Raw genomic sequence first — 12792 nt, forward strand, 5'->3', positions numbered from 1 at the left:
CAGTTCGTCAACGGCGCCTACGCCAGCTTCGACTGGCTGTGCGAGGAACTGCTCTCCGGCGGCGAGGCCACAGTGCGGTTCGAGCTGATCGACCCGCAACCCGGCGTCCAGGACACACCGGATGCGGTGCTCAAGTACTTCATCACCCCGGCGCTGGCCGAACGGATCCGGCTGCGCGACGGCACCTGCCGCCACCCCGGCTGCACGGTTGACGCCCACGACTGCGAGATCGATCACGTCATCGCCTTCGACCACCTGCGCCCGGAACTGGGCGGACCCACCGCCGAGTGGAACCTGATCTGCCTGTGCCGCAAGCACCACCGCGAGAAGACCTTCGGCCACTGCGCCTACCGGCCCGGCCCACTCGGTGAACTGACCATCATCACCGAAACCGGACACGAACACCGCACCACCCCACACGGCCCACTGGCCCAAGCGCGCGATCGGATCCTCGACCACCGATGGCGTGAACACCTCGACCGCCTCTTCGCCGACGACGGCCACCTCACCAACCCACCAGGCGCCCACCGCACCCACCCCGCCTGACGGGCGACTCCGGGTTCCGTCACGCAAGCTGTTCCGCTGAGCGGCACGCCTGATTGTGGCGGAGAAGACAGGTGGAGAGACTGTCGGTATGACAGAGAAGACCATGCTCACCGCCGCGATAGTCGGGTCGGGAAACATCGGCACCGACCTCATGTACAAGCTCGAGCGCAGCGAGTTCATCGAGCCCAAGTGGATGATCGGTATCGATGCGGAGTCCGAGGGGATGAAGCGCGCCGCAGACCACGGACTGACCTGCATGTCCGGCGGGGCCGATGAACTGCTGGCCGCGATCGAGGCGGGAGGCGAGAAGCCCGACCTGCTGTTCGAGGCCACCAGCGCCTACGTCCACAAGGCCTACGCGCCCCGCTACGAAGCCGCGGGCATCACCGCCATCGACCTCACCCCCGCCGCGGTGGGTCCGATGGTCATCCCGCCCGCCAACCTGCACGACCACGTCGACGCGCCGAACCACAACATGGTCACCTGCGGCGGCCAGGCCACCATCCCGATGGTCCACGCGGTCTCCTCGGTCGTCCCGGTGGAATACGCGGAGATCGTCGCCTCGGTCTCCTCCGAGTCGGCGGGGCCGGGCACCCGCGCGAACATCGACGAGTTCACCGAGACCACCAAGCTGGCCATCGAGAAGGTCGGCGGCGCCAAGCGGGGCAAGGCGATCATCATCCTCAACCCCGCCGAGCCCCCGATGATCATGCGCGACACCATCTTCTGCGCGATCCCCTCCGGCGCCGACCAGGACCTCATCACCACCGCCATCCGCAAGCGCGAGAAGGAGATCCAGGAGTACGTGCCGGGGTACCGGCTGCTCCAGGAACCACAGTTCGATCCGCCCACCGAGATCACCGGGGGGATGGCGCGTGTCGCCATCTTCGTCGAGGTCGAGGGGGCCGGGGACTTCCTGCCGCCGTATGCCGGGAACCTCGACATCATGACCGCCGCCGCCACCAAGGTCGGCGAGGACATCGCCCGGACCAGGCTCGGCAGGACCGAGCTCACCACCACCACGCTCGGAGTGTGAGGACCATGGACAGGACCAACCCGTACAACGCAGACGCCCGCGCGTACAGCCCTGAACTCGACATCCGCATCACCGATTCGTCGCTGCGTGACGGCTCGCACCACAAGCGGCACCAGTTCTCCGTCGACGACGTCCGCGAGGTCGTCGCGGCGCTCGACGGGGCCGGGGTCCCCGTCATCGAGGTCACCCACGGCGACGGCCTCGGCGGTGCGTCCTTCAACTACGGCTTCGCCAAGTCCTACGACCAGGACCTCATCAAGGTGGCGGCCGAGACCGCCACGCAGGCCAAGATCGCGTTCCTCACCTTGCCGGGACTGGGGATCAAGGACGATATCCTGGCCGCGCGGGACAACGGCGGGTCGATCTGCCGGGTCGCCACCCACTGCACCGAGGCCGACGTCTCGATCCAGCATTTCGGATACGCCCGTGAGCTCGGGTTGGAGACCGTCGGGTTCCTCATGATGAGCCACACCCAACCCCCGGAGGTGCTCGCGAAGCAGGCCCGCATCATGGCCGATGCGGGGTGTCAGTGCGTGTACATCGTCGACTCGGCGGGCGCGCTCGTCATGGACCAGGTGTCAGACCGGGTCGCCGCGCTGGTCGCGGAGCTCGGCGACGACGCGCAGGTCGGCTTCCACGGGCACGAGAACCTCGACGTGGGCGTCGGGAACTCGATCATGGCCATCCGCGCCGGCGCGCAGCAGATCGACGGTTCGACCCGCCGCTTCGGCGCCGGCGCCGGCAACACACCCGTCGAGGCGCTGGTGGGCGTGTGCGACAAGCTCGGCATCACCACCGGCGTGGACTTCTTCAAGATCGCCGACGCGGCCGAGGACGTGGTGCGGCCGCTCATGCCGACCGAGTGCGTGGTCGACCGGTCGGCGTTGATGCTCGGATACGCGGGCTGTTACTCGTCCTTCCTCAAGCACGCCGAGGGGCACGCGAACCGGTACGGCGTGCCGTCATCGGAGATCCTCATCCGCGCGGGCGAGCGCCGCCTGGTGGGCGGACAGGAGGACCAGCTGATCGACATCGCGCTGGAGATCCAGAAGGAGCAGGCGGGCGTCTAGGCCGCATCAGTACAGAACGCGGCAGTTCGTCGACGGTCCCGTCAGGTGCCGGTCGTGGTGTGCCCCTGCGCCCAGTCCACGATCGGTCCGAGGGTGGACTCGTCGACGAACTCCACCCGCTCGCGATTGAGCAGGAGGCGGGCCATCGGTTCGTCCGGTGTCTTGCGCAGTTCCCTGCGCAGCGCGGCCATGAGCACGCGGTCCACCCACCGCAGCCGGTCCGGGTCCAGGTCGCCGCGCAACTGGAAGACGGTGACCTCGCGACCGGAGGCCGCCACGAGTTTCTGTGCGAGGGTGCCGCGACCGGGGTCGTCGGCGGGGGACAGGGCGACGACGACGAGGGCCGCGGGGCCCGGAGCCGAGCGGATCGCCCGGATGATGCGTCGCCGACCGAGGATCGTCGTGACGTATTGAGGTGCGAGGACGATCAACGGGTCGGCGGCGGCCGCGTCCCCGATCGAGGCGAGATCCACGGCGCGCGTCCCGATCTTCTGGGCGAGAGCGTCCGCGTACCTCTGAGTGGAGCCGTATCGGGAGGTGAAGGCGACGACAGGGTGGTTCACACCCTGGAGTCTGTCACTCGGAGTACGAGACCTCGACGCGATCGGTCTTGGGCAGGAGCTGGCAGCTCAGGACGTACCCCTCCTCGACCTCCTCCGGGTCGAGGATCCCGTTGTGGATCATCTCGACCTCGCCGGACTTGAGGATGCAGGCGCAGGCCGAGCACTCGCCCTTGCGGCAGGAGAACGGCGCCTTGATCCCCTTCGACAGCAGGACGTCGAGCAGCGGGGTGTTGCGGGGCCATGAGATCTCGTGGGTCTCGTCGTCGAGCTCCACGATCGCCGTGGCCGGCCCGGCGCCGTCGTCTCCAGGCGAGTCGTCGATCACGATCTCGGCGAACGGATCGCCCTCGATCGAGGAGAACGCCTCGGTGTGGATGAGGTGCATGTCGGCACCCGAGCGGCGGAGCCCGTCCTTGACGGTCTCCATGAACGGCGCCGGGCCGCAGATGTACGACTGGCGCTTGGCCGCCACCGGGTGCAGGAGATTGCCAATCATCTCGGGGGAGGGGATGCCCGACACCGACTCGAGCCAGTGGAGCACGGTGAGCCGATCGGGGTTCTCCCGCTGCAGGGCCTGCAGTTCGTCCTTGAAGATCACCGACTTCTCGTCACGGTTGGCGTACACCATGGCGATGTGACCGGTGCCCTGGGCGAGCGCCGACTTGAGGATCGACATGACCGGGGTGACCCCGGAGCCGGCGGCCAGGAGGATGAAGTCCTGGTCGAGGTTCTTGGGCGTGAAGATGCCCGACGGGGCCAGCACGTGCATGGTCATGCCGACCTCGGCGTTGTCACACAGCCAGTTGGATCCGTACCCGTCGACCGTTCGCTTGACGGTCACCTTGAGTCGGGAGTCCTCGGTGGGGGAGCTCGAGAGCGAGTAACAGCGCGCCACGGACCCGGTCTTGTCGCTGGGGATCCGCAGGGTGAGGAACTGTCCGGGGGTGTACCGGAAGTCCTCCTCGGCACCGGCGGGGATCTCGAAGACGATCGACTTGGCGTCGGCGGTCTCCTCGATCACCTCGGCGATCGAGAGTTCGCGCACGAAAGAGCCGAGTTGTGGGGTGGCGGTCATGGATTGGGAGCCTATCGCTTGAATGCGGCGGGGCGGGAGATCACTCCCGGACGTCTTACTCTGGGACGTCTCACTCCGGGACGTACAGGGGGTTGACCATGTGATCGGCGTCAGCAGGATCCACGCCGTCGGCGAGGGTGATCAGACCCTCCGCGTAGGCGTACCGGATGCTCGCGAGCATCCGGGGGCAGGTGTCCTCGCCCTGCGGCCGCTCGCCGCCGTCCCGCCATTCGGCGAGGACGGGGCACGCGCGGTCACTGCTCGCGGTCCACTGGATGGAGGTGTGCTTCTCGCTGTTCTTCCGGACGGACACACAGGTGCCGCACGCACGGCACTCGACGGGGTGGAAACCCGCTCGGGTGTAGGTCTCGCGGTCCAGATCGGTGTCACCGTGCAGTCGCGCGGCGCGCGCCGGGTCGGTCTCGTCCCAGGTGGGCGCGCGCCGCGAGTCGTGTTGCTTGAACATCACTTCTCCGCGCGGGAGGCGCTCGCTTCCCCGGCGACCTCGGCCATGCCGGTGTACTGGGTCTGCTCGTCCGAGATCTCGGCCTCACCGGCCTCCTGCTTGCGCATGTTCTCGGCGACCTCGCCCTCCCAGTACTGGTTGGCGGCGGTGGTGTCGACCTCGAACTCGAACCGCTCCTGCATCTCGGGCTCGACCTTGTCGCGGTCCACGTAGAACTGCTCGTACCACCGGCGGAGCTGGTAGACGGGACCGTCCTCCTCGCACAGGAGCGGGTTGGCGATCTGCGACTTGCGCTGCCAGATGCGGACGTCCTGGAGGAAGCCCTCGCCGAAGAAGGTGGCGATCTTCGCGGCCATCTTGGCGGCCGTCGCGTCGTCGAAGCCCGCCGGCTTCTTCACCGACAGCCCGTACATCAGCACGAACGAGTTCTGGTCGATCGGGTAGTGGCAGTTGATGAGGATCGCTTCGGTCTCGAAGTCCCCGTACATCTGCTTGAGGGGGTTGATCATGTACGCCGGACCGAAGTAGGACGCCTCGGACTCGAGCAGGGTGTCGCCGTACTTGCCGCCCGTCGGGTCGTGGTCCGGCCGGCCCTTGGTGTTGAGGTACTGGGTGGCGGTCTGACCCTCGAAGACGTTCTTGAAGTACGTGGGGAACGCGAAGTGGATGTAGTAGAAGTGGGCCATGTCGACCACGTTGTCGACGATCTCCATGCAGTTGGAGCCCTCGATCACGAGGCGGTTCCACTCCCAGTCGGTCCATTCGCCGGTGCCGTACTCCGCGATGACCGGGATCGCGTCCTCGTCGAGGGGCGGGTTGCCCTCGTGGTCGTGCCAGACGAAGACCTGGCCGGACTGGATGTTGGTGATCCAGGCGCGGGTCCTGGCGCGCAGCGGGACGCGCTTGGCGTAGGGGATGCCCTTGCACTTGCCGTCACCGCCCCACCGCCAGTCGTGGAACGGGCACGCGATGTTGCCGTCCTTGACCTCGCCGTCGGAGAGGTCGCCGCCGAGGTGCCGGCAGTAGGCGTCGAGGACGTTGATCTCACCCTCGTCGTTCGCCCAGACGACCAGCTTGGTGCCGAAGGCCTGGATGGAGTGGGGGGCGCCGTCGCTGAACTCCTTGACGGTGCCGATGCAGTGCCAGCCGCGCGCGTAACGATCCCGGGTCTCGCCCGTGTCGATCTCGCGGACAGCTCCGGGGGCCGAGCCGTGTGCGGTCATGATGATCCTCCTGAGGGCGTGAGCCGGATGAGAACAGGTTATAGAATCGGGATGCCGGTCACAACCAATCCCTGTCGGCGCTGGCACGGGGTGCCATAGCCTGAGTTCCGGGCGGTTCAGTCTGGTGGAAAACTGTAACGTGTTCTAGTCTAAGGCCAAGCGGCCCACAAAAGCCAGAGAGGGATCACATGAGCGAGCACGCCAACCACGAGGTCATCGACCGGATCAAAGCACTGCTGCCCGGTTTCGCCGAGCGTGCGCAGGAGACCGAGGACCTGCGCAGGGTCCATCCGCAGAACATCGCGGAGCTCGACGAGGCCGGCTTCTTCAAGCTCTGTCAGCCCGCCCAGTGGGGCGGGTACGAGGCGGACATGGAGGCCTTTTACACCGCCGCCATGACCATCGCGACGGCCTGCCCGTCCACCGGGTGGTGCGCCAGCATCCTGGGAATCCACAACTGGCACCTGGCCCTGTTCCCGCAGCAGGCGCAGGAGGACGTGTGGGGCTCGGACACCACCGTCCGCATCTCGTCGTCGTACGCCCCGATGGGCGCGGCCACGAAGACCGACGACGGGTTCCTCCTCAACGGCAAGTGGTCCTGGTCCTCGGGCTGCGACCACGCCGACTGGGTGTTCGTGGGCGGTCCCGTGCTGGACGGCAACGGCAAGATGATCGACTTCTGCACCTTCCTGGTGGAGAAGTCCCAGTACGAGATCCTCGACGTCTGGCACGTCGCCGGACTCAAGGGCACCGGGTCGAACGACATCCTGATCAAGGACGCCCTCATCCCCGCGCACCGCGTGCTGTCCTTCGGTGACATGGCCAACACGACCAGCCCGGGGCTGGAGGTCAACACCAACCCGATCTACCGCATGCCGTGGGGCACCATCCACCCCACCACCATCTCCACCCCGATCGTCGGCATGGCGTTCGGGTGCTACGAGGTGCACCGCGAGCACCAGCGCGCGCGGGTCCGTGCCGCATTCGGCACCAAGGTGAAGGACGACCCGTTCGCGAAGGTCCGGCTCGCCGAGGCCGCGGGTGACATCGACGCGGCGTGGCTGCAGCTCATGCGCAACGTCCGCGAGGAGATGGACCTGATCAAGGCCGGCGACGTCCCGGGTATGGACATCCGCACCCGCGCCCGTCGGGACCAGGTCCGCGCCACCCAGCGCTCGATCGACGCGATCGGGCTGCTGTTCCAGAACTCCGGCGCCCGCGCGCTCGAGGACACCTCGCCGATCCAGCGCTTCTGGCGCGATGCCAACGCCGGTCGGGTGCACGCGGCCAACGAGGCGACCAAGGCGTACATCATGTACGGACAGAACGAGTTCGGCGAAAAGGTCGCGGACTCGATGGTCTGATCCGCCCTAGCGGATCGAGAGGACTGACTTGGCATGGCAATAAGCAACTTCGGATATGTCCGGATCTACGCCACCGACATGGACGCCTGGCGCGAGTACGGCACCAAGGTGCTCGGGTTCGTCGAGGGCAAGGGCGACGACCCGGATGCGCTCTACTTCCGTATGGACGAGAACCCGCACCGGTGGATCATCGTCCCCGGGCCGGAGGACACGCTCGCCGCGGTGGGCTGGGAGTGCGCGAACGAGGCGGAGCTCGACGACGTCAGGCGACGTCTCGACGAGGCCGGGGTGGCCTGGCAGGACGCCCCGGACGAGGTGAAGCGGGACCGGAAGGTGCGGGGGCTGATCACCTGTCAGGACCCGGCCGGGTTCACGCTGGAGATCTACCACACCATCGCTCTGCAGCACCGCCGCATCCCGACCCCCTACGGGCACGAGTTCGTCACCGGCGACCAGGGGGCGGGCCACATCGTGCTCTCCACCCCGGACGAGGCGGCGGCGCTGGAGTTCTACCGGGACGTCCTCGGGTTCGCCCTCCGTGACTCGATGAGCCTGCCGCCGGAGATCGTCGGTCGACCGGCCGACGGGGAGCCCGCGTGGCTGCGTTTCCTCGGCTGCAACCCCCGCCATCACTCGCTGGCGTTCACCCCGTTCCCCAACCCCACGGGGATCATCCACCTGATGGTCGAGGTCGCGTCGGCCGACGACGTGGGACTCGGGCTGGACCGGGCACTGCGCAAGAAGGTCAGGATGTCGGCCTCACTCGGCCGGCACGTCAACGACAAGATGCTGAGCTTCTACATGAAGACGCCCGGTGGATTCGACTGCGAGTACGGCTGCGAGGGCGTGCAGGTCGACGATTCGGACTGGGTGGCACGGGAGTCCACCGCCGTGAGCCTGTGGGGCCACGACTTCTCCGTCGGCTTCAAGTAGACGCCTAGGCTGGTTTCCCGGGCAGCAGGGTTGTCGACCAGCTGAGCCCGGGACGCCCGATGACGCCCGCGCACGACCGAGTCCAGGGAGGACCGACTTCAGATGAGCAGCACCGACCACCCCCCGGAGGGGCAGAGCTTCTCCAACCGGGAACTGCGCGACGCGCTCGGCCAGTTCTGTACCGGGATCACCGTCATCACGGCGGTCAGGGACGACGCGCCGGTCGGGTTCGCCTGCCAGTCCTTCTCCGCGCTCTCCCTCGAGCCGCCCCTGGTCCTGTTCTGCCCGATGAAGACGTCGGGGTCGTGGAAGGGGATCGAGGCGGCCGGCAGGTTCTGCGTCAACATCCTGTCCGAGGAGCAGGAGGACGTGTCCTCCACGTTCGGCCGTCGCGGCGACGACAAGTTCGCCTCGATCGACTGGTCGCCGAGCCCGCTCGGCTCGCCGGTCATCGACGGCGTGATGGCGTGGCTGGACTGCGAGATCGACCAGGTCCTCGACGGCGGCGATCACTGGATCGTCCTGGGGCGGGTCGCCCACCTCGGACCGACTGAGCGGGATGTCCGGCCGCTGTTGTTCTACCGCGGCGCCTATCTGAGTATTGAGGAGGACGTCGTGGATCCGACGCCCGAGCAGGAAGAGCTCGAGAACTTCATCACCTCCGCCGACTCCTACACGTGGCTGTGAGCGGCACGGTGGGGGAGAGCGCTGTGGGGGAGAGCACGGTGGGGGAGAGCACGGTGGAGGAGGACCCGGTGGAGGGGGCCGGGGCGACCGGCCCGCTGGCCCGCGCCCTGGCCGAGGCCGAGGAGATCATCCGGTCGGCGCCGCACGTGCGGACCGAGGCGGACGTCGCGGAGGGGCTCGACTACCTGCTCGGGACGATCCGCGGCGCCATCGAGACCGGCCAACACCGCGGGCGCAGTCACCCGCAGCTGTTCCAGGCCACGGGGCCGTACACCAAGATGGGCCTGGACAACCCGGACACGCTGTACTTCTACGCCAACCTCACCGACGGCGCCGAGTACGTCATCGAGGGCCGGCGCGGCACCACAGCGGACCTGTCGTTCCAGGTGATGGCCGGGACGTATTCGGCCGACGAGCGCGCCGCGTCGCACGCGGCGTTCGACGACCGCGCGCTGGAGATCGACGCCGACGGACGGTATCGCTTCCGACTGGGGCCGGCGAGGTACGACGACGACGAGGGCGACGCCGGATACGTGGTGCTCCACCCGGGGACCTCGATGATCGCCGTCCGCGAGGTCTACTCCGACTGGAGCCGTGAGGTCGCCGGGTCGGCGATCCTGCGCAGGGTCGACACGGTGGGCACCGCGCCGGAGCCGGTGACACTCGCCGGTCAGGAGAAGTTCTACGCCAAACTCGCCGAGGCTCTCGTCGGGCGGCTGCGGACGTGGCTGGCGTTCCCGGAGTGGTTCTTCGGCGACCAGGTCCGCAACACGCTCAACGAACCGCGACAGACCCCCGGTGGGCTCACCACGCAGTTCTCCTCCGCGGGCGTCTTCGAGCTCGGTCCGGACGAGGCCATGGTGATCTCGGTGCCCGTCGCCGGGGCGCCCTACCAGGGCTTCCAGCTGGGCAGCATGTGGTACGCCTCGCTCGAGTACGTGCACCACCAGACCAGCCTCACCGCCGACCAGGCGCACGTCGGCGCGGACGGGATGATCCACCTCGTCGTGGCCGACCGCGATCCCGGTCTGGCCAACTGGATCGAGACCCTGGGCCACCGCGAGGGCATCATGCAGTTCCGCTGGCAGCGGGTGAGCGAGCCCGTCACGCCGGAGCTCGGCCCCTCGGTGAAGGTGGTGCCGTTCGACCGGCTCGCCGACGAGGTACCCGGGTACGACGACCAGCGGGTGACCGCCGAGCAGTGGCGCGAGCGGATCGCCGCGCGGCAGGACGCGTTCGCGCGGAGGGGGCTGTCATGACCGGGTCGGCCGTGAGCGACACGGAGCGGGTGCACGTCGGCACCGTCGAGGACCTGCACGCAAGCGCCTCGCGGGCGATCGGGTTGGAGGACTTCGGCGACGGCGAGGACCGCCACCGCGAGGCGCTGGGCGTGCTGCTGGACTCCCTGCACTCCGACGCGGGCCTCACCCCGGCGGGGAGCAAGTACTGGCGCTCCGTGCTCAAGGGCGCGATGGTGGCGCGGCTCGTCTCACAGGCGGGCTTCTCCGCGGACCCGGCCCAGGCGGACGTCGAGATCGAGCGGCCCGTCGTCGTCACCGGGCTTCCCCGCACCGGGACCACGGCGCTGCACCGGCTCCTCGGAGCCGACCCCGCCAACCAGGGGCTGGAACTGTGGCTCACGGAGGTGCCCAAGCCGCGGCCGCCGAGGGAGCAGTGGGAGGACGACCCCACCTACCGCGGCCTGCGCGACCTGTACGCGGGGTTCATGTCGGAGAACCCCGACTACGGAGGGGTGCACTACATCTCCGCCGACGACCTGGAGGAGTGCTGGCAGCTGCTCCGGCAATCTGCGACGGCCGCCTCGTACGAGTGCCTGGCCAGGCTCGACGGATACTCGCGCTGGCTCGAGGGTGTGGACTGGGTGCCCGCGTACCGGCGGCACAAGCGCAACCTCCAGCTGATCGGGGCGGACGCCCCCGGGCGGCGGTGGGTCCTCAAGAACCCCAGCCACCTGTTCGCGCTCGACGCGCTGCTCGAGGTGTACCCCGACGCCGTGGTGGTGCAGACGCACCGCGATCCGCGGAAGTCGATGGCGTCCATGTTCTCGCTGGCGCACCGGACCGCCGCGGACTGGTCGACCCGGTTCACCCCGGAGTACATCGGGTCCTCGCAGCTCGACCTGTGGGCGCGGGGCGTGTCCGAGTTCGACGCGGTCCGCGCCCGGCACGAGGCCGACCCGGGCTCGCGGGCGACGTTCGTGGACGTCAACCACCGGGAGCTCATCGAGGACCCGGCGGGAGTGGTCGAGCGGGTGTACTCCGCGATCGGTACCGAGCTCGACGAGGGAGTGCGGGAGGCGGTCGAGACGGAGAACGCCAGGAGTCTGTCCGGCGAGCGGGCGCCCGCCCACCGCTACACGCTCGCCGACTACGGGTTGAGCGAGGAGCAGGTCGCCGAGCGGTTCGACGGCTACCGGGGCCTGGAGGGCTAGAGGTACTGGACTAGAGGTACCCAGGTCAGAGGTACGCCCGCGCCGCCTCGATGATGCGGTCGGCGACGTCCTCCTTGCACACGAGCAGGTCGGGGAACTCGTTCTCCTCGACGTTGTAGACCAGCTCGGAGCCGTCGAGTCGGCTGGCGTGCAGTCCGCGCTGGCGTACCACCCCGTACGTGGCGGCGGAATCCCACTGGTGGTGGCCGCTGGTGTGGATGTAGGCGTCGCACTCGTCCTCCACCACGGTGGCGGTCTTGCCCCCGCCCGAGCCGAGGCGGGTGAGGGAGGCGCCGAGGGTCTCGGCGAGTTCTTCCGCGAACGCCGGGGGATCGGCCTCCGAGACGGCGATGCGCAGGCGGTCGTCCTCACGCGGCGGGACCAGCGGGCCGGGGCGCGGCCCGCGGATGATGGAGATCGGCTGATAGGTGGTGGCACCACGGCCGGTGATCACCCGCCCGTACGCGGGCATGGCGATCGCGCAGGCGGTGATCCCGCCGGTGCCGTCGGGGCCGCGTTCCCACAGGGCCACGTGCACCGCCCAGTCGGGGCGGCCCTCGGTGCGGTACGAGCTGACGCCGTCCAGCGGGTCGATCATCCACACGCGGTCCGCCTCGAGGCGGGCCCGGGAGTCCGGGTTCCATTCGCCGAACACGAGGTCGTCGGGGCGGGCCACCGCGAGCCGGTCCAGGATCACGGCGCGGGCCTCCCCCTCGGCGAAGTCGCCGAGTTCCTCCGGAGCGACACGGGAGACCCTCAGGTCGGTGAGCAGCCGTCCGGCCTGTGCGGCCAGGTCCTCGGCGAGTCGTTGGTCGTTGGTCCGTCCGTGCTCGGGGAAGGGGCTCATGCAGGTGATTCTAGAGGCCCGCGGCCACCTCGAGCGCCGCCAGGATCTCGTGGGGTTGGCCGAGCAGTTGAGCGGTGCCGTGGGCCCGCTTGAAGTACAGGTGAACGTCGTACTCCCACGTGATCCCGACCCCGCCGTGGAGCTGGATGGCCTCGCCGGTGATCCACTGCAAAGCCTCGGAGCAGTACACCTTGGCCGCGGCGGCCTCGATCTCGGCGGCGTAGGCGGCGTCGTCGGAGTCGGGCCCGTCACCGGGGGACTGCGCCGCGGCGACCATCGCCGCGGCCGAGTAGGACAGCGACGCCGCGGTCTCGGCCCTGACGTACATGTCGGCCATGCGGTGCTTGAGGGCCTGGAACGAGCCGATGGTCCGGCCGAACTGCCTGCGCTCCTGCGTGTACCGCACCGTCGCGTCGAGGGCGGCGCGCGCGGCGCCGACCTGCTCGGCCGAGATCGCCGCCCACCCGGCTGCGCGGAGTCGGGCCAGGAAGCTGGGGCGGGTGGCGATCGCGGTGGCCACGGCGCCGTCG

14 protein-coding genes are annotated in these 12792 nt (G+C 68.8%); 8 read left to right on the forward strand and 6 right to left on the reverse strand.

Translation table 11 applies throughout. From position 1 onward, the window contains the following. The 3 genes from G6028_RS16725 to dmpG form a co-directional block, all read left to right on the forward strand. The coding region (locus tag G6028_RS16725) for an HNH endonuclease signature motif containing protein (RefSeq protein WP_182659548.1) at positions 1 to 546 on the forward strand (546 nt) is incomplete at its 5' end. 88 nt (positions 547 to 634) lie between these two features. Next, positions 635 to 1582: an acetaldehyde dehydrogenase (acetylating) gene (locus G6028_RS16730; RefSeq protein ID WP_179524536.1), complete on the forward strand. Its 948-nt coding sequence runs from the start codon at positions 635 to 637 to the stop codon at positions 1580 to 1582. Between the two features lie 5 nt (positions 1583 to 1587). Next, positions 1588 to 2652, forward strand: coding sequence for a 4-hydroxy-2-oxovalerate aldolase (gene dmpG, locus G6028_RS16735; RefSeq protein WP_182611030.1), 1065 nt, complete (start codon positions 1588 to 1590; stop codon positions 2650 to 2652). A gap of 41 nt (positions 2653 to 2693) precedes the next feature. Here dmpG and G6028_RS16740 read toward each other — a convergent pair whose 3' ends face one another. The 4 genes from G6028_RS16740 to G6028_RS16755 all read right to left on the reverse strand — a co-directional run bounded on the left by G6028_RS16740 (position 2694) and on the right by G6028_RS16755 (position 5979). After that, positions 2694 to 3215, reverse strand: coding sequence for a flavodoxin domain-containing protein (locus tag G6028_RS16740; protein WP_182659549.1), 522 nt, complete (start codon positions 3213 to 3215; stop codon positions 2694 to 2696). Positions 3216 to 3228: 13 nt separating this feature from the next. Further along, positions 3229 to 4290 (reverse strand): ferredoxin--NADP reductase, encoded by a 1062-nt coding sequence (locus G6028_RS16745; protein ID WP_182641501.1) that lies wholly within the window; start codon positions 4288 to 4290, stop codon positions 3229 to 3231. A gap of 70 nt (positions 4291 to 4360) precedes the next feature. Further along, complete coding sequence (locus tag G6028_RS16750) at positions 4361 to 4756, reverse strand: hypothetical protein (protein WP_182611033.1); 396 nt, start codon at positions 4754 to 4756, stop codon at positions 4361 to 4363. Next, entirely contained in the window at positions 4756 to 5979 is a 1224-nt protein-coding gene (locus G6028_RS16755; protein WP_182641502.1) for a 3-ketosteroid-9-alpha-monooxygenase, oxygenase component, read from the reverse strand. Before G6028_RS16755 ends, G6028_RS16750 begins: the two co-directional genes overlap by 1 nt. 188 nt (positions 5980 to 6167) lie before the next feature. Here G6028_RS16755 and hsaA point away from each other — a divergent pair, with 188 nt between their 5' ends. The 5 genes from hsaA to G6028_RS16780 all read left to right on the forward strand — a co-directional run bounded on the left by hsaA (position 6168) and on the right by G6028_RS16780 (position 11415). Continuing rightward, the gene (gene hsaA / locus G6028_RS16760) at positions 6168 to 7343 is read left to right on the forward strand and encodes a 3-hydroxy-9,10-secoandrosta-1,3,5(10)-triene-9,17-dione monooxygenase oxygenase subunit (RefSeq protein ID WP_182611035.1); all 1176 of its coding nucleotides are present in this window, start codon (positions 6168 to 6170) and stop codon (positions 7341 to 7343) included. 33 nt (positions 7344 to 7376) lie between these two features. Next, complete coding sequence (gene hsaC, locus G6028_RS16765) at positions 7377 to 8276, forward strand: iron-dependent extradiol dioxygenase HsaC (RefSeq protein WP_179524543.1); 900 nt, start codon at positions 7377 to 7379, stop codon at positions 8274 to 8276. Positions 8277 to 8378: 102 nt separating this feature from the next. After that, positions 8379 to 8963: a 3-hydroxy-9,10-secoandrosta-1,3,5(10)-triene-9,17-dione monooxygenase reductase subunit gene (gene hsaB / locus G6028_RS16770; RefSeq protein WP_241730852.1), complete on the forward strand. Its 585-nt coding sequence runs from the start codon at positions 8379 to 8381 to the stop codon at positions 8961 to 8963. A gap of 68 nt (positions 8964 to 9031) precedes the next feature. Beyond that, the gene (locus tag G6028_RS16775) at positions 9032 to 10222 is read left to right on the forward strand and encodes a hypothetical protein (protein ID WP_182615291.1); all 1191 of its coding nucleotides are present in this window, start codon (positions 9032 to 9034) and stop codon (positions 10220 to 10222) included. Then, positions 10219 to 11415 carry a sulfotransferase family protein gene (locus G6028_RS16780; protein WP_182659550.1) on the forward strand — a complete coding sequence of 399 codons (1197 nt, stop codon included), beginning with the start codon at positions 10219 to 10221 and terminating at the stop codon, positions 11413 to 11415. Before G6028_RS16775 ends, G6028_RS16780 begins: the two co-directional genes overlap by 4 nt. Before the next feature lie 25 nt (positions 11416 to 11440). On the opposite strand, the gene G6028_RS16785 is transcribed toward G6028_RS16780, so the two are convergent. Continuing rightward, positions 11441 to 12262, reverse strand: a complete 822-nt coding sequence (locus G6028_RS16785; protein ID WP_182659551.1) for an inositol monophosphatase family protein — start codon at positions 12260 to 12262, stop codon at positions 11441 to 11443. Between the two features lie 10 nt (positions 12263 to 12272). After that, positions 12273 to 12792 (reverse strand): acyl-CoA dehydrogenase family protein (locus tag G6028_RS16790; RefSeq protein WP_277817632.1); only part of this gene is annotated, 520 nt, incomplete at its 5' end.

The sequence above is a fragment of the Dietzia cercidiphylli genome (genome assembly GCF_014145145.1).
GTDB lineage: Bacteria > Actinomycetota > Actinomycetes > Mycobacteriales > Mycobacteriaceae > Dietzia > Dietzia natronolimnaea.

Excerpts from the sequence above, each read along its gene's own strand:
- G6028_RS16730 (WP_179524536.1), top strand. The coding sequence starts at position 635 with ATGACAGAGAAGACCATGCTCACCGCCGCGATAGTCGGGTCGGGAAAC.
- dmpG (WP_182611030.1), top strand. The coding sequence starts at position 1,588 with ATGGACAGGACCAACCCGTACAACGCAGACGCCCGCGCGTACAGCCCT.
- G6028_RS16745 (WP_182641501.1), bottom strand. The coding sequence starts at position 4,290 with ATGACCGCCACCCCACAACTCGGCTCTTTCGTGCGCGAACTCTCGATC.
- G6028_RS16750 (WP_182611033.1), bottom strand. The coding sequence starts at position 4,756 with ATGTTCAAGCAACACGACTCGCGGCGCGCGCCCACCTGGGACGAGACC.
- G6028_RS16755 (WP_182641502.1), bottom strand. The coding sequence starts at position 5,979 with ATGACCGCACACGGCTCGGCCCCCGGAGCTGTCCGCGAGATCGACACG.
- hsaA (WP_182611035.1), top strand. The coding sequence starts at position 6,168 with ATGAGCGAGCACGCCAACCACGAGGTCATCGACCGGATCAAAGCACTG.
- hsaC (WP_179524543.1), top strand. The coding sequence starts at position 7,377 with ATGGCAATAAGCAACTTCGGATATGTCCGGATCTACGCCACCGACATG.
- hsaB (WP_241730852.1), top strand. The coding sequence starts at position 8,379 with ATGAGCAGCACCGACCACCCCCCGGAGGGGCAGAGCTTCTCCAACCGG.
- G6028_RS16780 (WP_182659550.1), top strand. The coding sequence starts at position 10,219 with ATGACCGGGTCGGCCGTGAGCGACACGGAGCGGGTGCACGTCGGCACC.
- G6028_RS16785 (WP_182659551.1), bottom strand. The coding sequence starts at position 12,262 with ATGAGCCCCTTCCCCGAGCACGGACGGACCAACGACCAACGACTCGCC.